This is a genomic window from Undibacterium sp. YM2, from assembly GCF_009937975.1.
GTDB lineage: Bacteria > Pseudomonadota > Gammaproteobacteria > Burkholderiales > Burkholderiaceae_D > Undibacterium.
Map to the genome: position 1 here is coordinate 4,472,369 of NZ_AP018441.1, position 25,924 is coordinate 4,498,292.

The following is a 25,924-nucleotide window of genomic DNA, read 5'->3' on the forward strand; positions in this document are numbered from 1 at the left end:
CTTTGTAGCACCCCGCATAAGCTACTTATTCAGAGTGATAATCAGTGCGCCTGCATCAAGCTGCCAACCAAAAACCAGATTAAAAACGAAGCATGACACTACCCCGCCCCGCCGATTTTGAAGGCATACTCAGCCTCTCCCGTACCGACAACGACGGCAGGCAGTCTGCTGTGCTAACCGGGTACAAAGCTATCCACCAGTTGCATGACAATCACTGCAGCACCGGCATCCATGAATATCTGGATAGTGACCAGGTGCAGCCGGGTGAAAGTGGCCGGGTGGCTGTGTGTTTATCCACGCCCGACATGTACCCGGCCTGTCTTTGGGATGGCCGTGAACTCAATATTCTTGAAGGTAAAAAACAGGTAGGCACACTCAGGGTCACCAGCATATTCAATGCTACTCTGCGCACTAGCCCTGGCGAATACCTGATCAGGTGGCAGGCCCCGCGCCTCACAGAAATTGGTGCCTGCTTGCTTAATCTCTTCCAGGGTGACGATTACCAGATCAATCAACAAGCCTTGCAAGGCCTGCACGCACTGCATGCATCTCCCCTGGTCCTGCGCATGGATGCCACACTATTCAAGACCGTCATGAATATGCCAGGCTTTGACACTGCAAATTGCGTCGCCCGCATGCTGACTGGTTATCGCTTGAATTACACGCGCAGCCTGGCGGCTTTCAAAACTGCGTCGGGCGATGAAACTTTCCTCGGCCTGTTTAAGGGCGCTTCCAGAAAGAAAGCACAAGAAGAATACACACAGGTGGTTACAGACCTGGGCAGCCTCATGTATGCCCTGCCAGGCTATGGCCATCTGGCGCAGGAAGAAGTACTGGCCCTGCTCGATACTGGCGACAGCTTTTTGACCTCCTTTGCCGGAACCATGATGGATGCGTTCCCCACGCTAGACGACCGGCACATAGCACAGTTACTCGATACTATGGAAGAATACGGCGTACATGAATGGCCCTACCAGCCCGGCATTGCACTGGCTGCCGCATTGACAAAAAACCCCAAAGGTTTTGACACAGTGATGAGCAGGTTTGAGCATGGCAACGACAATCTGCAATCCGGCATACTCAGAAGTTTTGAATCCCTGGAGATGGCATTGCCTTTGCAAGCACAAGACATGATTGTGCGCCGGGCACTATCGTATGGTGACAATCGAGATGACGAGGCATACAGTACTACCATCATTGCACTGGCACTATGCAAAGACCGGCCAGCAGAAGCAGTAGCGATACTGGCCCCCTGTCTTGATAGTGAAGCCTGGTTCATCCGTGGTAATGCAGCCATGTCACTGGGTTTGCTCGGCATAGAAGATCAGGCATTGATCAATCGCCTCGGTGACATGATCTTTGATACCGAAGGCAACGACTGGAACGTGCAGTCAGCCACGCTGGGGGCTTTGACAGAACTTGGTGACAAGGCCAGCAGTCAGATCAGTAAATTGCTGAGACTGGCACGTGACGATGAAGAGGATGAAGATTTCAGTGGTTATCCTTGCCCCAATCAATTGCTGGCAGATTGTTTTGCTGCCATAGGTGACGACTCCGCCGCCGTTATTGAGGCCCTGCGCAAGACAGTCGCCAGACAAGGTTTTATCAGCGCCGGGCCAGCCGTCATCGCCCTGGGCAAACTAGGCAAAGCAGCCCAACCTGCCATGGATGCAATCAAGGCGTTTATTTTCAGCGAAGACTATCATGTCGACGATGGAGAAAAAGCCCGCGCCGTCATCGATGCCTGCATCGCCATCAATGGTGCGGACAATGTTGATGTCAACAACTGCATCAGGCATTTGGCAAAGTCTGTGCATGCGGATGTGGCTGAGGTGGCGCATCAGTATTTGAGCGGGGAAACTAAAAAGTAAAACCGTCGTGCATAGGCATGATGATAGCAAGATGTGCAACTGAAGCCGCTCCTGATGTTAGCAAAGCCCCGGTCGTAGGGCGCATTATAATGCACCGTATGTGAGCGACGCACACGGCAAAGATATCTTGCCACGGCATGCAGCATGCTCATTCGGCGCATTGCAATGCGCCCTACTTTACTAGCCATATGCTACTTATTCAGGTCGTAGAAGGAATTGCAATGCCCCCTGCCTTGCCAGCTGGTGGCTACATCTGTACCAGCCGCCTTATCTCTGAAAAAATCTCATTGAAGTCGCCATAGATATCAACATCAGCATCAAACAATACTTGATTTTTTGCGACGTACTCGATTGTAGGCATGAGTTCATTCATTATTGGAGAAATCGCATCAGATTCATCACTCAATTTGCTCTCGACCAGTCGCAAAAAACAACTGGCAGCATCTGAGGCATCCCATCTACCCAACACTTCAGTTGATGTCAGATACTGGCAGTAAGCGAAAATATAATAGCGAAACGGAATTACCGGCATGAACCTGAGTTCTTCTGTTCGTTCTATGACCGCCCCTTCAAAAAGAAGTCTTGCCTCTGTCAAGTTTTTCCCAAAAAACATTTTATACGCATATTTTTGGTCAAGATCACTCTTGTAATCATCCCAGTCTTCTTCAGTCGGGATTTGCAGGATTTGCTTCATTTTTCAAACCGGTCTATATTTTTGATTGACTCATCGTTTAATTCCACCGACTAAGCCAAATAGCAGCAACTTGATCATCAGGATTTATTGAACAAAGCGATAGTCCGCGCAACCGATGGTGCAATCATGGATTCATGGCTGCCTGTGATTACTTCATGTTTGCAGACTGAATATTTGGCGACCATATTACAAAATTCTGTATTCACTGGAATTGATGGTGAGGCTGCAGATTCGGTAAACACAAACAAGGGTACTTTGACCGATGTCACATAACGAAGAGGGTCACGAATTTTTTGTTCATCGGGCAGATCGACATTGAAGGGCGCAATATTCTTGTAATGCGCCAGCCACAAAGGCAAACGGGCAAAACCACTATAAGCAGCAACCGCCTTGTACGGCGATGGCATTTGTGCAGTCAGCATGGCCAGGCTACCACCTACACTGTGGCCTGCCAGATAAATTCTTTGCGCATCAACTTGCTGCAAAGTCGCCAGATATTTGCCCGCAGCGATGGCATCATCGACTTCGCCGCCAAACATTTCAAAATAACCTTCGCCACCATTCTCACCACGCAGGCGTGGCATCAAAAGTAGGTAACCCGCGTTGACAAAACCCTGGGCTGAGACCCAGTCGTCGGCTGAAAATGAAAAACCGCCATGCAAAAACACGACCGCAGGCATTTTCTTCGAGTTGTCAGTCGTGGCCGAAATCCAGGCTTTCAAATGCAATTTTCCAGAGACGTAGTCAATTTCTTTGACACCAGCCGGCAATTTTTCTGGCACAAAATCTTGTGGCGACTTGACTTTCTTTGTGATTTGACTGGCATAGGCAGCTCTTGCTGTCTGCAAGTCTTGCGCGTGCACGCTAAAGTAACCAGCAGTCAGGGATAATAACAACAGGGGTTTAAACAAACCTAGTGTCTTGATTTTCATTTTATACCAGCACAGGTGGGAAGAAATCAGGATAGTAAAGCATTCAGGCAATTATGAATACAGGCGGCTCGCGTAATGCGGTTAGCGCCATTGTGACCGCACGGAAGATAATCACGACCTGTGAGTTTTATCTGGTGCAAATTCTGTTTACGCCATGCTCACAAGGTTCAAACGCATGGTTTTGAATACGATGGATTCCTGCCTGCGCACGCTGCTGTCTGGAATAATGTCCTTGACAAACAATAACGAGTAAATTCCCTCCCTTTCAAGGGGATGTCGTCGGGATTTCACAAAGCATGCTTTGTGCCGACAGAATCTAAGCCGCTTGCAAGCGGCGCAGTGGACGGCTTAGGGTGGGGATGGGTTTCGGTCGATTGGCTGTACATGATTTTGCTACAGAAACCCATCCCCATCCCAACCATTCCACCGCGCCGCTTGCAAGCGGCTTAGATATTTGTGGCACAAAGCTGCGCTTTGCGAATTCCCACAAATCTCCCCTTGAAAGGGAAGGAGCTTCAAGCATGATCGCTGGCAAAAATTATTCAATTGCAGAATTAAGTCTTCGACGTAGAAGAATCGCCGCGACGCTGTTCGTACTTGACTCTCCAAATGAGTCAAGATAATTATTCCGGACAGCAGTGTGCCTGCGCAGGAATGACAAGAAAGAGGGTATTCAAACAAATGGATGACACGGTTTGCCGAGGCCCACGCACAAGGCCAAGCAAGACCATATGGCTGTCTGTCAGCAGTGACTTAACAACCCCCGCTAAACATCACCCACCAACGGCAATTCCAGCCCCTTCCCATACACCCGTATCAACTCCTCGACAGGCTGCGGTCTGGACAGCACAAAACCCTGTATCAGCGTATCGCCAAACTGCCGCAAGAAGGCGAGCTGGGTGTCGGTTTCTACGCCTTCTGCAATCACATTCAAACGCAGGTTGCGCCCCAGTTCTATGATGGTGCGGACGATGGCGCGGTCTTCGCTTTGTTGGGGCAGGCCTTTGATGAAGGAGCGGTCTATCTTCATCGAAGAAATGGGCAGGTTCTTCAGATGGGCGAGTGAGGAATAACCCATGCCAAAATCGTCGAGGCTGATGCCAAAGCCCAGCCGCCGCAGCGTGCTCATGATGGGGATGACATGTTCGGGCTGATGCATGAGCATGCTCTCGGTCAGCTCCAGGCAGAGGTGGTGTGGTTTGATGCCTGATCTCTCGACGACGGCGCGCAATTCGTCTGGCAGCGTGCTGGAGGTGAATTCTGAGGCGGCCATGTTGACATGCACCTTCACATTCTCAAAACCGCAGCGATGCAGGCGCGCCAGGTCGTGGCAGGCGCGGTGCACGACCCAGTTGCCTAGCTGGATGATGAGGCGGCTTTCTTCTGCAATGGGGATGAAGATGTCGGGCCGCACGATGTCGCCATTGGCACGGCGCCAGCGTATCAGGGCTTCCAGGGCATGGATCTGGCCGTTAGCAGCAAAGATGGGCTGGTATTCAAGGAACAGGGCCTGCTCGGCAATGGCCTGGTGCAACTCGGTTTGCATGGTCAGGCGCTGCGCCAGGTCTGACTGTTGCACTGCCAGGCTGTAGGAGGTGCTGCTGGAAAAATAGCTCACGTCATTGCGGCCATTTTTCTTGATACGGTACATGGCAGTGTCAGCCGCACGCAAGAGCTCGGGGCCATTCAAGCCATTGTCAGGGTAGATGCTGATGCCTATGCTGGCCGACACCGTCATCTCATGACCATTGAAGATGAAGGGTAATTGCGCTGCGTGCAGCACCTGCCTGACCAGACTATCAAGCTGTTCATTGAAAGGCGTGGCAGAGCCATCAGGCTGATAGAGTATGGCAAATTCATCACCGCCTAGCCGCCCCACCAGCTTGCCGGGTATGGGCAGGGCCTGCACTCGTTGCGAAAAACCACGCAGGACGACATTGCCAGCCTCGTGGCCAAAGGCATCATTGACAGGTTTGAAGCGGTCAAGGTCGATAAAGATCAGGCCAAACTCAGTGCCACTGGCGGCGCTTTTTTTGCAGGCGCTGTCGAGTATCTGGTAAAAATGGCTGCGGTTGGCGAGCTCGGTCAGGCCATCGATTTGCGCCAGCAGGCGTATGGTTTCTTGCTGTTCCAGCCTTTGGGCGGTTTGCGCAATTAGTGCGCCTATGGTGGCGGACAAGCTCGGCAGTTGCGCTTCACTCTGGCGTGTCAGGCGGCTATAGAATTCCAGCACGCCGGGGCAGTGGCGCTCGCCTTCATCGGTGATGTACGCCACCGGGAAGATATAGCCAGAGCGTAGCTGGCATTGCGCCGCGCTTTTATTGCGCAAGAAAGCTTCGTCGCTGTTCATGTTCTCTACCCAGCGCGGCTCGCCCTGTTGCCACACCTGGCCTACCAGGCCAGTGCCGGGGCGCACTTGCATGGCCAGGCTTTCTTGTGTGAACAAACTTAGCGTCTCTTGCTGACCGTGCCAATAATTTTGTAGCTTCAACTGGCGCTCGCCCAGCGTATCTGTTTCAACTGTCCAATAGGCGCCCCAATCCCAGCCCAGGTTTTCACACACCAGTTGTATAACCTTGGTGACGGCAGCACCTATAGAATCCGCCCCCACAAACAACCTGGTCGTTTCAAAACTCAGACGTTCACGCATGGCTGCATGTTTGGCCGTCGTGATATCAGTCAGGATACCTTCGCAAATGCCAGATGCAGTTGCTTGCGGCAGGGATTGCAAACGTAACCATCGCAGTCCGCTGCCTTCATTGAAAATACGGAATTCATACTCCGCCTGCACCCGTCCGGCGGCCGCATTGTGCAATACGGCGTGCAGTTGTAACAAGTCATCCATCAGCACTTTTGTAAAGCCGCCACCCAGCGAGGCATGCCAGCCTGAGGCCACACCCAGCATGTTCGCCGCAACGACGGAAAACACTATCCCATCACTGTCAGCCTGATACCACCAGCGTCCAAAAGCTGCCGTCTGCTCAACCGGATCTATGCTTGCTGTTTGTGCAAGCAGGGCCCGCAGTCCCGGCGTGGTGCAGTGTTCCACATATTCTGGCAAGAATGAAGTATGGGTCAGGGAAATGGATTCATGCATGGCGTGAAATACTTCCGGATATGCAAAGTGATTATTTATAACCAGCAATTTTTATACCAGTAGATTCAGCAAGAATGCGGGTTTTTGGTGCAGGCAAGTTTGATCAATTGACGATGAAAAGTAAGACTATGGTGAGATCACGCTTAATAAAGTGCATGCAGGAGAATATGCACCATGATGTGCCAACTGGCAGATATAGTAAAAACATAACAGTATCAAAGGAATCCTGAAATGCGTGCTACCTATCTGTTATCATTTTAAAATCTCATATGCCAGTATGCCGATACAGGCACCATGTCTGCATTTTGGCAGTGCCGTTTTCGCGAATCAATTTTATGACCAAAACCCTGCCATTCAGTCTATTTCTTTCCCTGTTGCTCTCCTTCTCCGGCAATGTTCAGGCACAAAGTCAGACACAACTGACGCAGATTGAAACTGCAACGACGAAACGCCCTTCAGATTCAAATCAGGAGCTTCATGAGCGCATTATAAAATCAACAGCTTGGCTCAAATTACTTGAAGTCCTCGACAAGAAATATCTTGGGGCAGTAGACGAAACAGCACTTTCAACATTTTGCAGACTGGCACTAGAATCTGCTGCCCCCGCACGGATAAAGAAGCAAGCGATTCATGCTACAAGACAGCAATCAGCTATCTACTGCCATTAGCAGAATTTATCCCGTCGGAAAAACTTGCCACCCTCAAGAAAAAGCCCGTTTTTTTTGGTATAGGGCTGGAACTGGGAATTCAAGATGAGTATTTAAAAGTCGTCTCCACGATTGAATCTGGTGCTGCACACCGTGGAGGTGTCATGGCAGGAGATGTGATACTAACTCTTGATGGAGTATCGACAAAGTCACAATCTCTGGACAGCCTGGTCAGTCGCATGCGAAACACATCGGCTTCATACACCAATTTAAAGATTGCCCGACGAGGTGTAGATCAAGCACTCAACTTTGATATTCCTCGCGAAGAAGTTAAAATCACAAGTTGTCGGGGGCGCTTGTTAGCTGCAGACACTGGCTACCTTAGAGCAAGTCAGTTCATTGATGAAACGCGTTCCCAGGCATTGATGGTGATCAGAAGAATGGAGAAAGAAAATCAAGGTCCATTGCGCAATCTGATCCTGGACTTGCGTGGTAATCCCGGCGGCGCACTTCCTGCTATCGTCGGCATGGCTGAGCCTTTTATTCCAGCGAGTAAATTAGTGTTGATCACCAAAGACAAGCACGGTGAAAAGCACGAATATCGCACAACTGCCGAAGAATCGAGCACAGAATCCGTGTCCAGGCTTGCTCCTGAAATAAAAAGTGAGCTCAAGCAAATTCACTTGATCATCTTGACAGACAAGCTCTCAGGTGGCGGCAGCGAGTCCTTGATAGCTGCCCTGCGCGAATACAGACCAGTGACACTCATGGGTGAAAAAACGTCTGGATCAAACAAAGTTACAGAAATTGTCGAGATCGGTAATGGCAGCGCCATCAAGATGGCAACAGCGACGCTGTATGCACCGAACGAAGTAAGCCTGCCAGAAGATGGAATTGTTCCTGATAGGATGGTAGCTTCTCCCAGCCTTTCAAAAGCTGATTATGGTAATTCAATGAACGATCCTGTTTTGCAGGCGGCATTATTATCCATCCAAGAGAATCGTAAAGATCAAGTTAAACAAAAACTGGATTGAGTATTTTCGGTATATGGATTCTCAATGAGCGTCCGCATTAAACTTGCAGCTGCATATTTACGCCTGTGTATTTGCTTCCGCCTCGGGCCAAAGTCGTGGAGAAAGATAGCGGAACAAATACAAAGATGCAGCCAGTCAATCAAGCAAGTTATTCATGAAGGAAATCTGATCCAGACAGGCCTTGAAGAGAAACTCAATAAATGCGACCAGCTCTTTTTCTGTCAAGTTTCCTCAGCCATCCAGGTCACCCTGGCGTGCCTGATCAGCGCGGATCAGATGTGCCTGATAATTTTTCTGTTGGCGCGCCAGACCGCGCATAGGCGAGCATAGACCTTGCCTCAAACCCAATGCGTTTAATCCTGCATGCGTGTGCAAACGTGCCGTGCGTCAATTCACATCTAAATTCACCCTGTACGTCATGAGCGAGGGAAGGGGCAAGATTGCGCAAGCGAAGGCGCTGTTTACCAGATATGGTGTTTGAAACTGGCTCTCACGCAGCACCGATCCGCAAGTGCCTGACACCGGCTTTTTGAGCAGCCTTGGTTTCGTACTGACGCAACACAGGGGCGGGCCTGGGCCTGGCAGTAGCCTGGCCTGCATCACGGAGCTTGAATACGCTGATCGCATGTTGCAGATGTTTGCTCTCTTCTGCCAGGCTGCCAGAAGAAGCGGCGGCTTCTTCTACCATGGCGGCATTTTGCTGGGTCAGCTCATCCATCTGGGTAATGGCCTGGTTCATCTGTTCAACACCATCGCTTTGCTCGTGGCTGGCATTGCTGATTTCATGAATGATACTGGCCACGTTTTGCACAGCGCTGACCAGTTGTGACATCGTCCTGGTGGTGTCGGCCACGAGTTTGTTGCCTGTATCAACCTTGCTCATCGAAGCTGTGATGAGTTGCTTGATCTCTTTGGCAGCACTGGCAGAACGCTGGGCCAGGTTGCGTACTTCAGTGGCCACTACGGCAAACCCACGTCCCTGCTCGCCTGCACGCGCCGCTTCGACTGCCGCATTCAGGGCGAGTATATTGGTCTGAAAGGCAATGCCATCAATGAGACTGATGATGTTTTCTATACTCCTTGCCGACTCGCTGATGTCTTGCATGGTATTGCCCACCTTGTTGACCATGTCGCCGCTCTGCCTGGCGATGCCCGACGCAGCTTCTGCCTGCTGGCTGGCCTGGGCGGCACTATCGGAATTTTGCTTGATGGTGGAAGCAAATTCTTCCATGCTGGCGGCGGTTTCTTCGAGATTCGAAGCCTGGGCTTCTGTGCGGTTTGACAGGTCAAGATTGCCATCGGCGATCTCACGGCTGCCTCGCGTGATGGAATTGACGTTGCTGCGCACATCGCTGATGATGGCAACCAGGTTGATATTCATCTGCCGCATGGCCTGCATTAATTGCCCCATCTCACTGCCATCCCCCTTGGGGACTTCAGTCGTCAAATCACCACCGGCCATGGCGCGGGCAGCCATGATGGCCTGCTGCAAAGGCCGGAGATACGCGCGGTGTATGGCATAAGTATTCCAGGCAATCAATATGCTGGCGAGAAGCAAGAATGCGAGATCAGCAGTGCGCACATCAGAACGCATGAATTGCGCCACACCCAGAGCAGCAACGGCGGCGAAAATAGCCAGCATGCCCAGCACCAGCCTGCTCGTGCCTGACATGTCCAGTGCCCGCTGCAGGCGCGCGGACAGCCCTGTTTTTACCAATTGACCATGATGCAGCTTCATGCTGCCGCTCTGGTCTTCACGCATGCGCTGGTAGAGTTTTTCCGCATCGGCAATCTCGGCACGGCTGGGCTTGGTGCGCACGGACATATACCCTACCACCTGGCCTTTCTCCATGACAGGAGTGACATTCGCCCTCACCCAGTAATGGTCACCATTCTTGCAACGATTCTTGACCATGCCATCCCATTGGCGCCCCTCTTTGATGGTACCCCACAAATCTGCAAAGGCCTGCACCGGCATATCAGGATGGCGCACCAGGTTGTGCGGCGAGCCCAGAAGCTCATGTTCTTCAAAACCGCTGATTTCTATGAAGGTGGGATTGCAATACAGGATATTGCCGTGGAGATCAGTTTTGGAAACGATGGAGTGTCCGTCCTTGACTTCAACTTCTTTCCCGCTGACTGGCTGATTGAGACGCATGGCTGGTCCTTTTCAAAAAATTTCAAGCTAGGGATATGCAGAGGAAAAAAATCCTCCAGAAATTTAAGTCAAATCAAAAATCGCAACTCTCAACTCTGTATTCGGCTAAGTAACTGTTTATATCCTGGCCCGCTGTTTTTCCAGCCAGGAACAAAGCCAGCTTGAGGAACATCAATTGCCACGCGCCTTGAGATCATCCAGCTAGATTTTTGCACCCTTGATGCAGGTAACCAGAAATCAAGAAAGCCCACAAGCTGTCCTCACAAGGCCAGTTTGGTGATGCTAAAAGTGACAATAAGAGACGGCGACATGCAGCACGCATGAATATCAGCAAACAAACATCAATCAATATTTCTTATCACTATCATGGCAGATTACAAAACGGGCATATTGATGTACGGCAATATTTTCGCTACAAAAAAGCATTAACTCCATGGATATTCTTTTAATTTTATGAAAATATCAATTCAAATATAATAATCATAATTATTATATTAAAAAGATAATTTAACATTAACTTGCAAAATATTCAGATGCGAGTTGTAAAAAAACCAGAGCATCTGCCCTGGTTTTTTCATACTAACTTGCAGACAACAGGCAAACCGGATTACAGCCCGTCCATCATCTGCAACTACTACAAACTACAAGGCCTCACACAAAAGAAGCCTCTTCCACATCACAAGCCGCATGACGCGCATAGACCGAACTGGCAAACGCCCTGCCCTGTGACAGGGAACGCAAGTCGTTCGTGTGGCCGAACAGCCTCGTCAGGGGCACATCGGCCACCACTTCAACACGGCCTGTGTTTTCTGTGATGCCCAACACGCGGCCACTGCGCCTTTGCAAGTCACCAATGACATCGCCAGTGTTGATGGCGGGGGCATCGACGGTCACTTTCATGACGGGTTCGAGCAAGACTGGTTTAGCCTTGCGCAAGCCTGCCAGCACAGCTTCCTTGGCGGCGATGATGAAGGCCATTTCATTACTGTCAACTGCATGGAAATCACCATCGAGCAAAGTAACTTTGACGCCTGTCACTTTTTGCCCCAGCGGGCCTTGTTGCATGGCCTGCTGTACGCCTTTTTCAACCGCCGGGAAAAACGCCGTTGGTATCACGCCGCCTTTGACGACATTGGCAAAGGCAAAATCGCCTTCATCCAGCAGCTCAAGCCGCACGACAACGCGGGCATACATGCCTTTGCCGCCGTTTTGCTTGTCCAGCTTGCCTTCTGCTTCGACCATAGGCAGGCCCATGGTTTCCTTGTAAGCCACATGCGGCGCACCAACACGTATATCTACCGCCGCTTCACGGCGGGCACGTTCGAGCACCACATCCAGATGCAATTCACCCATGCCCCACAAAATGGTCTCGCCAGTCTCGACATTGTTTTCCAGACGCAAAGACGGATCTTCACGACGGAACTTGTCCAGCGCTGCCAACATCTTTGCACGGTCAGTACCACTGCCTGGTTCAACCGCCAGTGCCACCACGGGCTCACCTGCATGGATGGTTTCCAGCGTCCACGGTTGCGCCTTGCTGGACAAAGTTTGCCCTGTCAGCGCATCTTTCAGGTTGGCGATGGCGATGATACTGCCCGCGCCAGACTGCGTGGTACTGGTACGTTCATCCGCATGCACGACATACAGACGGCCTATGCGCACAGACGAATCCAGACTGGCATTCCAGATGGTTTCACCTTCATGCAGGCTGCCACCATAAATACGCACAAACGCCAGCGAGCCATGTTCATCATGCGTGACCTTGAACACCAGCGCGGCCAGAGGATCAGCATCGCCAGTTGCCACGGTCACGCTTTCACCGTTCAATGTCGCAACGGGAGCAGCGCGGTCGTCAGGCGCTGGCAGCCAATCAATCACGGCATCGAGCAGCGGTTCTATGCCTGCGTTTTTATATGCAGAACCGGCCAGCATGGGCGTGGCTTTTCTGGCCAGCGTCAGGCTACGCAAACCTTGCAGGATTTCCGCATGAGTCAGCGTATCCTTCGCCAGATAGGCATCCGTCAATGCATCACTCGCTTCTGCCGCAACCGAGGCTGCATAGGCATACGCCGCCTGGGCTTGCGCCTGCAGTTCTGCGGGCAGAGCCAGCACCGCCATATTGCCCTTGGCATCCCATTGCAGCAGACGCTGTTGCAAGACATCAATGACGCCACCAAACTCGTCCGCCGCACCAACAGGTATCGCCAGCGGCACAGGGCGCGCACCGAGTTGCTTGCGCACCTGTTCTGTCACGCGGGCAAAGTCAGCACCGGTCTGGTCCATCTTGTTGACGAAGATGATCATGGGCACGCCATGTTTCTCAGCCTGATGCCAGACAGTCTCAGTCTGCGGCTGCACGCCAGCCACGCCGGACAAGACAGTGATGGCACCGTCAAGCACGCGCAGCGAACGCTCAACTTCTATCGCAAAGTCGATATGGCCTGGTGTATCAATCAGCGTGAATTCATGGCCGTTCCAGACGCAGCGGGTCGCCGCTGCACCAATGGTGATGCCGCGTTCTTTTTCCAGCGCCATGGTGTCCATGGTGGCATTGCCTTCATGGACTTCGCCAGTGCGGTGGATTTCGCCGGTTTTAAACAGGATGCGTTCAGACAGCGTGGTCTTGCCAGCGTCTATGTGCGCGATGATGCCAAAGTTGCGCCAATGGTTACGCGCAGAGTGAGCAGATGCCTTGTTGGAAGCGGCACGGGGGACAGTGTTCGTCATGATGGGTCTTTCTACATAGCGAGCGGTCGTGGGGTTGTCTTGGTGACAGCGCCGCGGGGCCATGCGACCACCCTTATTTCAGTGGACCCGCGCGCGTTCTACATCTGCTGACTTCATGTTATATGGCTCCTCAATGAGAGAGTGTTTGGTACCAGGTACCGTTAAAAGTGCTTACTAAAGTGGTGCTGAGTTTTTGGATATCAAGTCCAATACTTTTGGAACATTTGGATAAGTGTAGCGAGCGGTGCTAGTTTGAGTTAAGAAGCGCAACCGTACTAAAGTACGGTGAGCATCGCAGACTCAAAATCGCGCCGCGCAGTAGCTTATACAATTGTTCCAACATGGAAAACAAAAAAGGCCCTCGTGGGCCTTTGTTTTTTTACTCTTTACAGAGCTTTCAACGGGCACACATCAGCGGCCCCGGGATGTCGTCTGACATGCCGGGAGGGCGGAGGTAAAAAAGAGTATGCTCAGTGTTTTCATTTTTATAGAATAATCCTGTTTTCGTGGCTTGTCAAATGGGTCTGTACTGTTTTCACCACCATCATCGCTGGCACAGCAAGTAGGGTGCGTTGCAACGCACCACTCCAACACCCAATATTCCTACCCCACATGAAGCGCTCACAAAACGGTACGCTATAACCCACCCTGCATTTGCCACCGTTTTGCGATCGACTCCCGCTACACCTTTATTCGCCTTGTTAATTCTGACATCTGAAACAGACTCACTCTTTCAAGTCAAGAATTCCACATTGCTTAACACTACTCTGCAGATTCTGATTGATCAGGTATCGGGCGGTAGGGTCATAAATGGAAGACTTTATATTCGAAAAGCTGTTTTGTACACAAGCGCAAAATGCATTGAATTTTGACTCATCTAACTTATGCGGCAGTAAAGCCGTCTTCATGTCTTCCCGAAAAGCATTACAAAATCCCCCGTTCGGTGATATTAATTTCTCTATGGTACATTTTTGAGACGCTGGACCAAATCTAAATGCTGCCTCATCCTTGGTCATCATTTCAGGGACTTCTAAAATATTGATTTTATCAACAATGCATGTGCAATATTCTGGAACTCTATCAATGCCGAGCATCCATTTATAAACATGATTAGTTCCTGGTGCATATCGCTCTGGAGGAGAGTTTTTAAAACCATCTTCCATTTCACTTTGGCATTCAGCAATGAATTGCTGGCGCATGACAAGCAATTCATCTTTTTTTTCTGCTGAAAAAACTATTCCGCTGGCGAAGATGATAAATGAGCAGATGAGGTTGATTGCGCGCATAATAAGTACTAGAGTGGTTGTTTCAGAATTATAACCGGGCGCATGTGCAGAAGATGAGTGGTTTTGCATGAGATGCAAGCCAGCGTAGCTAGGGCCTATGCACTGTAATGCCCCTGACTGTGCGACAAAGCGACGTGTCTGTGTAGGAGTGGCTTCAGTCGCCAAGATTTTCGCCGTATCTATCATACTGGCAGTATCACCCATTCGCGGCTGAAGCCGTTCCTTCAGAAAAAAACACCCTACCTCACCCCATAAACCGCCGACACCCGCGTCCCCACCACCAGTAAAAAATGCGTGCCCGCACAGGCACTCAATATCCACGCCAGCGGCAAGTCACCCACCAATGCGCCGGACAATACTAGACTCACCGGCATCAGCAGCTTGAATAGCGAACCGGTGAGGCCGGAGATGCGGCCTATGTAGCGGCTGTCTGTGCTTTCCTGGCGGTAGCCCCAGATGCAGACGTTGCCGATGACGGTGCAGAAGCTGTTGGTGCCTAGCGCCAGCAGCAACAGGGGGATGCTATTGCCCCAGGCCAGCAAGAGCATGGAACAGGCCTCGACACTCAGTTCCAGCGCCAGCAGGCGGCCCAGGCCAAAGTGCTGGCGCAGGCGGCTGGCGACCAGGCCGCCGATGACGCCGCCTGTGCCTGCCACGCCATACATGAGGCCGACCTCGGCTGCGCCCAGTTGCAACTGGTCACGGGCGCGGAACAAGAAGAGTACATCCACCACACCTGCGCTGCCATTGATGACGACGACCAGCCAGGCCAGGTGCCACAGCGGTTTATTGGCGACCAGCACGCGCCAGCCGTCGCGCCATTCATTCCAGAAGCCATCTGCATCCGGCTTGCGCACTGGCAGTTGCAAATCCCTGAGCAGCCAGGCGGCCAGCAACATCGCCAGCATCGGCAGCCACAGGCCCAGGTCCATGCGCATGGAAATCACGGCACCAGCCAGCGCCGGACCAAGAATGCTGAAGACCTGGCTTAACACCGTCAAATGGCCAGTGGCAGGCAAGAGCAATTGTTCTGGCAGCATTTCCTTCAACATACCCATGCGGCAGATCGCATACAGATAATGCAGGGTCATCAGCAGGAAAGCAGTGATAAAGAAAAAAGACAAGGCCCGCGCACCATGATCCAGCAGCACGGCCTGCATGCCAGTCAGCAAGACGATGCCGACGATAGCAAAGCGCGCCCAGCGGCCACGGTCTATGCGGTCTACCCAGACGCCAATGAACATCGCCAGCAACAGGTTGGGCAGTAATTCAACCGCACGCATGCCCGTAATGACCCCGGCGGATTGCGTCAACTGGTAGAGTATCAGCGGCATGGCGAGCTGGTAGATTTGCGTACCCAATGAAAAGCTGATGGTCGATGCATACAGGCGGCGAAAGTTGGGATGTTGCCAAAGCGAGGGAGTGGACATGGAGGATATCAAGCAAGGTTGAACAATGCCCACTAGCGTATATCAAAGGCGGAAACACAAAAACGGATAGAATCTGATATTTCTTTCCCCCTTTATTACCGGACAAAGATGCGTCTGCTCGATCACTTCCAGCGTCTGGCCGACTGGTATCCCAGCGCCCAAGCGCCCGACCTGGCCCAGATCGCTGCCGCCCTGTGCTGTAGCGAGCGCAATGCCCGCCTGCTGCTCAAGCGCATGCAAGAGCAAGGCTGGATAGACTGGCAACCAGGCAATGGGCGTGGTCACCGCTCGCAACTTAGCCTGCTGCAAGACCATGAAAGCCTGCGCCTGCAAAGGCTGCATCACCTGCTGGCTGACGGCAAACTCGAAGCCGCCTTTGATGGCTTGCCAAATGCCGGACGTGAACGCCTGAAGCAATCGCTGCCCGGTTACCTTGGCAGTGGCCGTGCGGGCACTTTGCGCATGCCCTTTTACCGCCCCCTGCATGCACTGGATGCCATCCACATCAACCGCCGCACCGAGCAGCACATCATCATGCAGATTTGCGCTGGCCTGACGGAATATGAGCGCGCCAGCGAACAAATCATCCCGGCACTGGCGCACAGATGGGATGCCAGTGCCGATGGCTGTAGCTGGGAATTCATCCTGCGGCCCGGCCTGCAATTCCATGATGGCCGCCCGGTGCGCGCAGAGGACGTGGTCTATACCCTGCAACGCGCCCGTGATACAGATGGCCCTTTTCGCGCCATGTTTGCCCACCTCGCCAGCATCAGCGGCACTGAGCGCAGTGTGAAGCTGCGACTCAACAAGCCCGATCATCTGCTGCTGCACCTGCTGGCGCACCATGCCGCCGTGATCGTGCCAATAGATGATGCCCAGCGTGCAGATTTTGCCGCGCTGCCCATCGGTGCCGGGCCTTTCCGGCTGATACGCAATAATGAACACCGGGCGACGCTGGCAGCGTTTGATGGCTATTTCCGCGAGCGCGCCCTGCTCGATGAAATTGATTTATGGGTAGTGCCGCATGGCAGCCCGCTGCCTGAAGTCGATCTGCATCTGGCCCATGCCTCGCCTGAAAAAGTGCCCGCACCTGCAGATAGCTGGTCGCAGATACGTGCGCTCGAACAAGGCTGTGACCTGGTCATGCTGAACCCGGCCCGCGCAGAATTCTCCACGCCTGCTGCCCGTCTTGCAGTCGGCACCTGGCTGCGCCCCGCAGCGGCGGAACTGGCCGCCAAAGAAACCCGCCCCATGGCCTTTGGCATGCTGCCGCAATGGCGACATTTACCTGAGCAAACTACAACCACAGCACCCACCCTGCCTGCCCACCTCGACGTCGTGACTTATGAACTCGACAGCCATATCGCCCTCACCCATTGCGTAGCAGACAGATTGCGCGAGGCAGGCGCCGATGTCAGCATCCACATCCTGCCCTTCCCAGAATTTGGCCCCTACGGCTGGCGGGATTGGGCGGACGTGGTGATTGCCGGCGACGTGCTCGACAATGACATGGAATTTGGCCTGTATAGCTGGCTGGCCGGAGAGTCACTGGTCAAGCAGATGATGGATAAAGCAGCCCGCACCTGGCTGGCGCAGGCCAGTGCAGAAATCGCCGCAGAAGCCGATGCAACACAACGCGCCAGCCTCATCGAAACCTGCTTCGCCCGCATGGTAGAACAAGCCTGGATACTACCCATGCGCCACACCCGCCACGGCATAGACTATGGCCCGCAACTCGGCGGCGTGACCCTGGCACGCTGCGGCTGGATGGATTTTCGCAAGTTGTGGTTACGGCCTGCAAATAACTTGTAGGCCGGGTTACAAGGCAGTTCATTGAATGTTCAAACCTGTTCAAATTGCGTATCATGAAAAAAACCACTCCACCACGATTAATCAAGACATCTCCATTTTGAAAGCATAATACATGGCAGTTAAGCGAGACTACGGTGCATTTTCAAAAGCTGCACCCAAACATTTAAAACCCTTGATCACCAATCTGGATTTTCAGCAAACGACAGGTGCATACTTCTTGCGTAAGCGTGAGTCTTGGGAAGAAGGTTTTTACTTGCAACAATCTGGATACGGAAGTGGCAATTTCTGGGTCGAAATTGGCCTGAGTGTCCCCGGCATGGATACCTATTGGCAAACAGACCCGACTGAAAAGAGTTTTGGTTTCATCGTAGGGAGAAGATTGGGGATCAATCTGGCAAGCTACCATTCAGAGGTATATCCGGCAGAAAATGCGGATGAGCTGAAGGCAAGTCTGCAGCTTGTAGCACAACACCTGCAAACCGCAGAAAGCTGGTTCTCAAACTTCAAGACGCTCAAAGATGTCGCGAAATTCTACGGCAAAGGCAACAATAACGAACTCTCTGCAGCCAACCATGCCTATCTCTTGTTACTGGCAGGCGAACCAGAAAAAGCAAAGATCAAGCTGGAGTATGCAAAAAGAAAAATGCAATTAACCGTCGTTGAACATGAAGCTAGCTTTAAAAAGAGAAAACCCGGCAAAGAAGCCCTGCACATCTATGAACTTGATATTCATCGCTTGAAATGTGTAGAAGCAGCCTTGCGTGAATGCAACTAAAAAAAGAAATTTTGGCGCTACACTAATGCCAACTACGAAAATCTTCCATTGCGACAGCCCTTGACAGCCATGACAAACAACGCCGACATCATCGCCGCAGGCAAACAGCGCCTGGCTTATCTTGATATTCTCGACCTCGCTTCAGCGGTTGAAGAAGATGAATTTCGTACCATCACTTACACCTTCACGACACCGGTGGCGACGATACAGCTCATTGATTCAACACTGGATGGTGACGTGGCTGTCAGCGTTTTTGTCACAGGTCAGGATACCCCCATATTGCATCTTGAACTCATAGACTGCAAGAACATCAGCACGGTCGATGACAAGCGCGGCAAGTATCTGGAATTTTTGGGGCAACTGAAGATCGGTGAATACTCAAGAGGAAGCTCAAGGAAAGAAGCAGGGTTCAGGCTTTACCTGGAGCCTTTTGTGCGCCTGGAACCATATTTCAATAGTGGCGCATGAATTTCTCATCAAGAACAATGATGTCTTGCATGGCAAGCGAATATGACAATGGTCGCTCAATGAAGACAAAGTGCCAGATGCCGCAGACCAATAAAAAACAGGATGAATTCCCTTCATGAAAAAAAATTACAACGATGCCGTGTTTTTCTTGATACTCCATATTGCGACCATTCTCGTTCTGGAGGGCGGGCAACTCCTGGGCGTAGATTGGCCTTATGGCAAGGATAATGCTTTTGGGCGTATGCTGACACACCCGGGGCTGGTGGCGATACATCTGCTTTTTTCTTCCAGCCTGTTATTTCTATTCTGGCTCAAGAATGAAAAAACATACAAACTCATGTACGGTATTGCGCTCTGCGCCTGTATCTACGGTGCATTTGTTTCCTTTGCTGTTTCTATCGGTATAGATTTTGCGTTGATGATTGGTGCTTGCGGCATCATCCGTTATAGCGCTCCCCTGGCGTTTCCTGACGGCTTCGGTATATTTGCAAAACCCATCCATCGCGCTGATGAAGATGAAAAATGACCCCGGCCTACACCATGCAATAACCCGAATACCCAGATGCAGACAAAAACACATTACCTTCACGGTTATCACATCATCGTATGGACAGATAACCTCGATCTTTCGCTGGCACCACTGATCCAGAGTTGCCCTGAACTGGTTATGGGGCAGCATGTGGCGATTGCTGCTTGTGATGGCGGCCCTTACCTGCCTGATCAGGTAGAAATGGCAAGAGGCTGGACGCTGAACAATAAGCTGGCTGTCAGCCCGCGCGTGCAAGACATAACCGATTTGCCGACGCCGGGTTTTGATGAGTGGTATGTCTATGAGGGTGAGGCACCTCGTGCGCAGCATGCAATATCGGTGAATCGCTTTGGGTTTTCGGTGCTTGATGAGCAAAGCGAGCAAGCGCGGGTTTTCTGGTCGCAAGTCGAAAATTTCCAGCCTTTGCATGTATTGGGGGCTGGTGTCGGTTCCATGTTTGTGCTTAGCCGTGATGAGCAGATTCACAGGCAATTACAAAAGATATTCATGATGCACACTGACATACCAGACCCCGCAGCGTTTTTCCTCGCGCTTGGCGGGCTGCATGATACCAGGTTTCATGCAAGCGCAAATCCATCTGACAAGACACTGACGTTAGAGATAGATGACATCAATGCCAACTTCCTAGGTCTGCCTGAATATCCGGGAAAAGAGCCGGCCCTCTTTATTTTCTCAAATGTGGCAGGCTTAGATATGAATTATGATGTCGATGATGCCAGCAATTGCCGTATCTACGACATGGAAATAAAAACAGAATGGGATGCACGCAGAAGCACAATGAACATCTCCATATCTCCGGGTGGCAGGCTGTCTTTTCTATTTTCAACTGTAAAGCGCGTAACATACTTCAGCAAATCTCCGCTTTGAACATTCGCCATACAGAAAAAATCTACATGAAAAATGCCCGCAGCAAGGCACTTACATTTTTGTCACTCCACACGGTAGCTACCCTGGCATTGAGCCTGGGACAGATGATGGACGTGCACTGGTTCAACCTGGATGAACATCGACTCAATAAACTTCATCTACATCCAGCGCTCGCAACAGCATCCATCTCAGTGTCGTTGATACTGCTGTTTCTGCTATGGCTGAAAAACGAGCGAACCTACCGCTTCGCGTACCTTCTGGCACTGGCTGGCTGTATTTATGGGGCCTTGCTGGTAATAACGAACGGCATACTATTTGGCTTCATGCTTGTTTACGGTGCGGTTTGCATTATTCATCTGCATGCGCCTTACGGATGGCCTGGTGTGAACAAGATGTTTTCCCATCCTGGCCGTCGTACTGATGGAGATGAAAAATAAGCGTGCCTCATATCAGAATGAAATAAGTAGATACCTTCACATCGCTGTTATTGAACACGGATAAAAAACTGCATGGCCGAGATATTCCACTGTATTAATGCGACTCCGGTAAAACTGGTTTCCAGCAGCATTGCTTATGAGCCAGCGCCTGTCATCCATATTGATGTCTGCGAAGGTGAGCAGGTCGTAGCCGCTGCCCGTATCATGCATCCCTATCATGGCAGCATGCTGGACAGCAGTATCAATAAAGCAGAAGAAGAGCTTGAGCTGGCGGTGCTGACGCTGTTCAGCAAAGGTTTGCTGCCGTTAACATTGGGGCGCGTGATGGAACTCAGGCAACTGATGCAATCGATAGGACATCACGAAATCGCCCCCATGTACCAGCACCCGGCAGAGGTGGATGGCTGAATGGCGGTATTGCTTTTCACTCCACCCCATTCTCGAAGTCAGTAATCACCTGATCAAAGAAAGCACGCAAGCAGGCGGTCGAACAAAAAAAGGCATCACCGATATTCTCGAACAGCGTAAAACCTTTTCCAGAAGCATTCACGCCATGGTCGCACAAATGGACTGATTTAATCACGTCAGCAGGTCCAAATGAATCAGTATTGCCAATTCTTTCCATCGCACTGAAAGTCAGGCAGGCAAATTTTCCATTGTTAGACTTGCCGCAGTGACCGCAGCAGCCATTGGCTGGAAATAACCCGGCTGTCTTGTGAGTTTTTAACGGATATTTCATATTTTAAAAAGAATATTGTTCAACACACGAGCTGTGCAGCTCAAACACATCCTGGCATCCCATACTAATTGACCAGCGTCACGCCTGCTTCAGCCTGCTTCAAAGCCTTTGCCGCCGCCACATATTTTGGCCGCCAGAACCAGAACAGTATCGCCCCCAGCGGGAAACCCGCCGTCAACACGCACGGCGCATATTTGCTCATCGTCATCAAGGCTGCCCCAAATAACTGGAATTGCAGCAGGTTCAAACGATATTCGCCAGATGTCCAGTTCATTTGAATTGCGCCTACGCTCAGGATAATGAATACAATCCACAGCCACTTGCGTTTGGGGATAGGCGTCTTGATGCAGGCGATCAGTGTGACGAGTATGAACAGGGGGATACAGACGGTAGCAATCAATACCAGGTAGTGCAATACTGATTTGCCAGACAATGTGAAGCGGTTCAGTTCTTCTTGCGAGCCATTGGCCTTGTGAACGCTAAAGGCGGTCACAATTAACTCGGCATCGATGCGTTTCAAGGCCACAAACCCTACGGCCCAGCCATACTTTGTATGGTATTCAAAAGTGAAATTGCCAGTCCAGACGCCATTGATGATATTGACTTGTGAACCTATCAGTTCCGTCGATAATATCTCGCCACCTGGAAAATAAGCGCTGATACGCAGTAAGTTATCGTCAGTTACCGTTGGCAGCAATTCTGGGTCCAGCTTACTCTTCACATAGGAAAAATCATTGTCATGCACATGCTGGAGATAATCTCTTGCGAAAGCAGATTCTTCTTTGGGTATCAGCTTGTCTTCGAGAAAACCTGCTGATGCAAAAGCAGAGATGCTTAATAATGCCATCAACAGAATGGCCTTGATGAAATTGCGCATGTATTTGTCTTTTTGCCGGTGAGGAAAAGGAAATTGGCTGGCTGCCTATTCTAAAACAAAAGACGCGGCAGCATCTTATTTTATGCATCCGCCAACTATGATTTCATTTAACGCGGTGTGCAGAATTTTTTTGAATCACTGCTATAAAACTGTGATTGCACTTCTTAGCGTCATCCCAACTCAACGATCTCCGGCATCGAACAGTAAGGGCAACAGCCGTGCGATATTGCGCGCATCGTCTATGCCACGGTGGGCAGTGCCCTCAAATTGCATGCCTGCCTGACGCAGAGCCTGGCCCAGGCCCAGTTTTTTGCTGAGGTTCAGGCGTTCAGACATCAAGGGCTTGAGGTTGATGTGTGGCGCACCAACAGGATTGGGGATGCGATGAAAGGCGCAATCCTGCTGCAATTGTTTGCGGTCATAATCGCCCCAGGAGCAAAATACAAAACCCTGGTATTGATGCAGCCATTTCTTGAATTGCACTGCCACATCCTTGAACAAAGGGGCCCCATCCACATCGTGTTGTTGTATGGATGTGAGCTCTGTGCAAAAGCCAGTCAGCACCGGGTGCCTGACAGGCTGGACAAAACTCTGGAACTGGCTGAGCACCTGGAACTGGCGTGCGTCAACCATGACTGCACCGAATTCTATGATTTCCATTTGTTCACGCGGCACGCTGCCCTGGTCGCAGCAGGTGGCTTCAAAGTCGATGACGAGGTAATAATTTGTTTTCATGTTTTTTTTATTTTAAGGCGCACAGTGTCGCTGGCACACGCCATACGGCTGCACGCTATGATGAGTAAGCTGAAATTAGTTTCAGATTTTTATATCGTATTTTTTATAATGCGCCACAGAGCCGGTCTGCAAGGTCTGCAAAGTTTGCAATATCTGCGTAAGGTCTGAGTATGGCATGGCATCGCGCTGAACATTCCATGTTGTGCCTGGTATTGTTGTGCTTCTTGTTTTGACCTGGCAAATTTTCCCTGGAGCGGGTGTTGATCACATAAATAGGACTTACGCAAAATTGTCCCAGCAAGGCGTAGCGACGAAGACAGTACTTTAGTACGACTAGGAGCTGCAACGCAGCTGGGGCGGTTTTGCGTAAGTCCTAATAAAGTGTATGTGCGGTATTGCTACAATGGGCGGATTGTAGCAATACTTGTTTAAGGAATGAAAGTTTATTTGCGATGGATGTTGCGCGTTTGCTGCATTCATCTCTTGGGGCGCATTACAGTGCGCGCGACATCACGGCTTTGATACGAGATGTTTGATGTCGTCGTCCTGCTGCTTGAAACCTCTCACCACAGAGACACAGAGTCACAGAGCTGGAACAGAGAGAACATCGTCACTTGCACACCGGAAATTACATTCATTTATAATCGTAGGGCGCATTACAATGCACCTCCCGTCACGGCTACATCACGGCTTTAATCCGGCATTTTTTTGATGCCGCCTTCCTGCTACTTTACGCCTTCCACCCGCAAGAACGCAATCAGCGCCTGCAAGGCTGCCGTCATGTGTCGTCTGCTGGAGTAATACAGATAAAAGCCCGCGCGCATGGTCGCAAAATCAGGTAGCACTTCTTGCAGGCGGCCGCTTTGCAGGTAGGGGCGTACATGGTCTTCTGCCAGGGCGGCAATGCCTGCGCCGTTCAGGGCGGCGGCCAGGGCGAGGTTGGCGTCATTGACGATGAGGTGGCCTGTTACGGCAATCTCCAGTGCCTGCCCTTTGTCCATGAAAGTCCAGGGGATATGCACCTCGGTGCTCGGGCGCTTGATGCGTATGCATTCATGCTTTTGCAAATCACGTGGGGTATGCGGCATGCCGTTTTTGCTGAGATAGCTTTTTGCAGCGACACAGACAAAGCGGCGCTCTGGGCCTATGCTGATGGCGATCATGTCTTGCGCCAGCAATTCCCCCTGGCGTATGCCTGCGTCGAAACGCCCTTTGACCAGATCGACGGTTTTATCTTCTACCGAAATATCCAGCACAATATGCGGATAGGTTTTGTGGAATTCTGCCAGCCTGGGTGCGAGCAGCAATTCTGTCGCGACCCGTGGTGCGGTCAGGCGCACTGTGCCCGCAGGTGTATCGCGAAAGTCATTGATGGCTTCTGTCGCCTTCTCCAAGCCCTCCAGCACGGGCCGCAAATGATCGAGCAATTGCTGGCCCGCCTGCGTCAGCGAAACACTGCGTGTCGTGCGGTGCAAGAGCCGCACACCGACACGGGTCTCCAGTTGCCGCATCACCTGGCTCAGGGCAGATGGTGTGACTTCCAGAAAAGCTGCCGCCCTGGCGAAGCTCTGCCTCTCTGCTATAGCCACGAAGGCCTTGAATTCTGCAAATTCACTCGCACGCATCAGTTAATCCAATTCATTAGCACTACTACATAGTTTAATAAGATATTACTACATTATTTCATCACAATAGCTCTCTATACTGAAGCCCTGTTCAACATCAGATGAAAAGGCTTTATCATGAAAACCACCATCAAAACCGCCCTCATACTTGCCAGCACGCTGAGCCTGGCAATAGCCATCTCAGGCAATGCCAATGCGCAAGCCCAGGTGCCAGAAAAGACCCGGGCAGCAACGCCCATGGCCAAGTTCCAGGCCCCCGGTTTTTACCGCGTGATGCTGGGCAGCTTTGAAGTCACGGTATTGTCAGACGGCACAGCAACCCGCCATGTCGATGAGATCATGAGCAAACCTGAAGACGTGCGCGCCGCCTACGCGCATCATCATGAGGAGCTGCCTGCTGAACTGTCGATCAATACCTATCTCATCAACACCGGCAGCAAGCTCTTGCTGGTCGATACCGGCGCGGGCGAGTTGTTTGGCGCTGCCAACGATGGCAGTGGCAGCAGCAACAGGCTGATCCGCAATCTGCGCGCAGCCGGTTACCAGCCTGAGCAGGTCGATGCGGTCTTGCTCACGCATATCCATGGTGACCACTCTGGCGGCCTATCGGCTGGCGGCAAACGCCTGTTCCCGAATGCTGATGTGTATGTTGATCAACGTGACGCCAGCTACTGGCTCAGCGAGGCCAATGCCAAGGCTGCGCCCGCAGCAAAGCAACTGACGTTTACCCAGTCACGCGCCACGGTGAACCCGTATGCCGACGCTGGCCGCCTGAAAACCTTCAACGGTGCGCAAGAACTGTTCACAGGTGTCAGCAGCCTCCCCTCTTACGGCCATACACCGGGCCACACCGCCTACCTGATCAGCAGCCAGGGCAAGAGCCTGCTGTTGTGGGGTGATGTGATACATGCCGGTGCAGCCCAGTTCAAAGACCCGACGATTACCATCGCCTATGATGTTGATGCTGCGGCTGCGGTCAGATCACGCCAGCATTTATTGCAACTGGCTGCCAGCAAGGGCTATCTGGTTGGCAGTGCGCACATCTCCTTCCCTGGTCTGGGTCATATAGGCAGCACGGCCACAGGGTTTGAATGGCTGACTGCGCCTTATCAGATTCAGGGGACGTATTAAAAGCGTCAAAGGGCAGCACTTATTAAAGCACA

The 25,924-nt window shown here is 51.5% G+C and carries 22 protein-coding genes; 11 read left to right on the forward strand and 11 right to left on the reverse strand.

The features are described 5' to 3' along the window. Window positions 1–92 precede the first annotated feature (92 nt). Window positions 93–1,871 carry a HEAT repeat domain-containing protein gene (locus tag UNDYM_RS20280; RefSeq protein WP_162042674.1) on the forward strand — a complete coding sequence of 593 codons (1,779 nt, stop codon included), beginning with the start codon at window positions 93–95 and terminating at the stop codon, window positions 1,869–1,871. A 247-nt stretch (window positions 1,872–2,118) separates the two neighbouring features. Here the strand turns inward: UNDYM_RS20280 and UNDYM_RS20285 are convergent, their stop codons facing one another. The 3 genes from UNDYM_RS20285 to UNDYM_RS20295 form a co-directional block, all read right to left on the reverse strand. Next, window positions 2,119–2,565 (reverse strand): hypothetical protein, encoded by a 447-nt coding sequence (locus tag UNDYM_RS20285; protein ID WP_162042675.1) that lies wholly within the window; start codon window positions 2,563–2,565, stop codon window positions 2,119–2,121. A gap of 77 nt (window positions 2,566–2,642) precedes the next feature. Further along, entirely contained in the window at window positions 2,643–3,497 is an 855-nt protein-coding gene (locus UNDYM_RS20290) for a S9 family peptidase (protein ID WP_162042676.1), read from the reverse strand. Window positions 3,498–4,263: 766 nt separating this feature from the next. After that, window positions 4,264–6,594, reverse strand: a complete 2,331-nt coding sequence (locus tag UNDYM_RS20295) for a bifunctional diguanylate cyclase/phosphodiesterase (RefSeq protein ID WP_162042677.1) — start codon at window positions 6,592–6,594, stop codon at window positions 4,264–4,266. Between the two features lie 335 nt (window positions 6,595–6,929). Here UNDYM_RS20295 and UNDYM_RS20300 point away from each other — a divergent pair, with 335 nt between their 5' ends. Next, window positions 6,930–7,262, forward strand: a complete 333-nt coding sequence (locus tag UNDYM_RS20300; RefSeq protein WP_162042678.1) for a hypothetical protein — start codon at window positions 6,930–6,932, stop codon at window positions 7,260–7,262. Continuing rightward, on the forward strand, window positions 7,169–8,275 hold the full coding sequence (locus UNDYM_RS20305; RefSeq protein ID WP_162042679.1) for a S41 family peptidase: 1,107 nt from the start codon (window positions 7,169–7,171) through the stop codon (window positions 8,273–8,275). The genes UNDYM_RS20300 and UNDYM_RS20305 overlap by 94 nt, the downstream gene beginning before the upstream one ends. Before the next feature lie 490 nt (window positions 8,276–8,765). Here UNDYM_RS20305 and UNDYM_RS20310 read toward each other — a convergent pair whose 3' ends face one another. From UNDYM_RS20310 to UNDYM_RS20325, 4 genes are all read right to left on the reverse strand, one after another. Beyond that, on the reverse strand, window positions 8,766–10,433 hold the full coding sequence (locus tag UNDYM_RS20310; protein WP_162042680.1) for a PAS domain-containing methyl-accepting chemotaxis protein: 1,668 nt from the start codon (window positions 10,431–10,433) through the stop codon (window positions 8,766–8,768). A 651-nt stretch (window positions 10,434–11,084) separates the two neighbouring features. After that, a complete protein-coding gene (fusA, locus tag UNDYM_RS20315; protein WP_162042681.1) occupies window positions 11,085–13,160 on the reverse strand; it encodes an elongation factor G in 2,076 nt (691 codons plus the stop codon). A gap of 725 nt (window positions 13,161–13,885) precedes the next feature. Then, window positions 13,886–14,650 (reverse strand): hypothetical protein, encoded by a 765-nt coding sequence (locus UNDYM_RS20320; protein ID WP_162042682.1) that lies wholly within the window; start codon window positions 14,648–14,650, stop codon window positions 13,886–13,888. A gap of 35 nt (window positions 14,651–14,685) precedes the next feature. After that, window positions 14,686–15,876, reverse strand: a complete 1,191-nt coding sequence (locus UNDYM_RS20325; protein ID WP_162042683.1) for an MFS transporter — start codon at window positions 15,874–15,876, stop codon at window positions 14,686–14,688. Between the two features lie 108 nt (window positions 15,877–15,984). Between UNDYM_RS20325 and UNDYM_RS20330 the strand changes: the two genes are divergently transcribed. From UNDYM_RS20330 to UNDYM_RS20360, 7 genes are all read left to right on the forward strand, one after another. Next, window positions 15,985–17,688 (forward strand): ABC transporter substrate-binding protein, encoded by a 1,704-nt coding sequence (locus UNDYM_RS20330; RefSeq protein ID WP_162042684.1) that lies wholly within the window; start codon window positions 15,985–15,987, stop codon window positions 17,686–17,688. Between the two features lie 112 nt (window positions 17,689–17,800). Beyond that, window positions 17,801–18,463 (forward strand): hypothetical protein, encoded by a 663-nt coding sequence (locus UNDYM_RS20335; RefSeq protein ID WP_162042685.1) that lies wholly within the window; start codon window positions 17,801–17,803, stop codon window positions 18,461–18,463. A gap of 69 nt (window positions 18,464–18,532) precedes the next feature. Next, a complete protein-coding gene (locus tag UNDYM_RS20340; protein WP_162042686.1) occupies window positions 18,533–18,931 on the forward strand; it encodes a hypothetical protein in 399 nt (132 codons plus the stop codon). Window positions 18,932–19,046: 115 nt separating this feature from the next. Beyond that, the gene (locus UNDYM_RS20345; RefSeq protein ID WP_162042687.1) at window positions 19,047–19,457 is read left to right on the forward strand and encodes a hypothetical protein; all 411 of its coding nucleotides are present in this window, start codon (window positions 19,047–19,049) and stop codon (window positions 19,455–19,457) included. A gap of 36 nt (window positions 19,458–19,493) precedes the next feature. Then, complete coding sequence (locus UNDYM_RS30340; protein WP_197740933.1) at window positions 19,494–20,348, forward strand: hypothetical protein; 855 nt, start codon at window positions 19,494–19,496, stop codon at window positions 20,346–20,348. Window positions 20,349–20,374: 26 nt separating this feature from the next. After that, entirely contained in the window at window positions 20,375–20,785 is a 411-nt protein-coding gene (locus UNDYM_RS20355; RefSeq protein WP_162042688.1) for a hypothetical protein, read from the forward strand. A 72-nt stretch (window positions 20,786–20,857) separates the two neighbouring features. Then, window positions 20,858–21,193 (forward strand): hypothetical protein, encoded by a 336-nt coding sequence (locus UNDYM_RS20360; protein WP_162042689.1) that lies wholly within the window; start codon window positions 20,858–20,860, stop codon window positions 21,191–21,193. Window positions 21,194–21,209: 16 nt separating this feature from the next. Here UNDYM_RS20360 and UNDYM_RS20365 read toward each other — a convergent pair whose 3' ends face one another. From UNDYM_RS20365 to UNDYM_RS20380, 4 genes are all read right to left on the reverse strand, one after another. Further along, the gene (locus tag UNDYM_RS20365) at window positions 21,210–21,524 is read right to left on the reverse strand and encodes a hypothetical protein (protein ID WP_162042690.1); all 315 of its coding nucleotides are present in this window, start codon (window positions 21,522–21,524) and stop codon (window positions 21,210–21,212) included. Between the two features lie 64 nt (window positions 21,525–21,588). Further along, window positions 21,589–22,401 carry a hypothetical protein gene (locus UNDYM_RS20370; protein ID WP_162042691.1) on the reverse strand — a complete coding sequence of 271 codons (813 nt, stop codon included), beginning with the start codon at window positions 22,399–22,401 and terminating at the stop codon, window positions 21,589–21,591. 180 nt (window positions 22,402–22,581) lie between these two features. Beyond that, on the reverse strand, window positions 22,582–23,136 hold the full coding sequence (locus tag UNDYM_RS20375; protein WP_162042692.1) for a 3'-5' exonuclease: 555 nt from the start codon (window positions 23,134–23,136) through the stop codon (window positions 22,582–22,584). Between the two features lie 725 nt (window positions 23,137–23,861). Next, window positions 23,862–24,761, reverse strand: coding sequence for a LysR substrate-binding domain-containing protein (locus tag UNDYM_RS20380; RefSeq protein ID WP_162042693.1), 900 nt, complete (start codon window positions 24,759–24,761; stop codon window positions 23,862–23,864). Between the two features lie 117 nt (window positions 24,762–24,878). Between UNDYM_RS20380 and UNDYM_RS20385 the strand changes: the two genes are divergently transcribed. Next, window positions 24,879–25,892 (forward strand): MBL fold metallo-hydrolase, encoded by a 1,014-nt coding sequence (locus UNDYM_RS20385; RefSeq protein ID WP_162042694.1) that lies wholly within the window; start codon window positions 24,879–24,881, stop codon window positions 25,890–25,892. The last annotated feature ends 32 nt before the right edge of the window (window positions 25,893–25,924 follow it).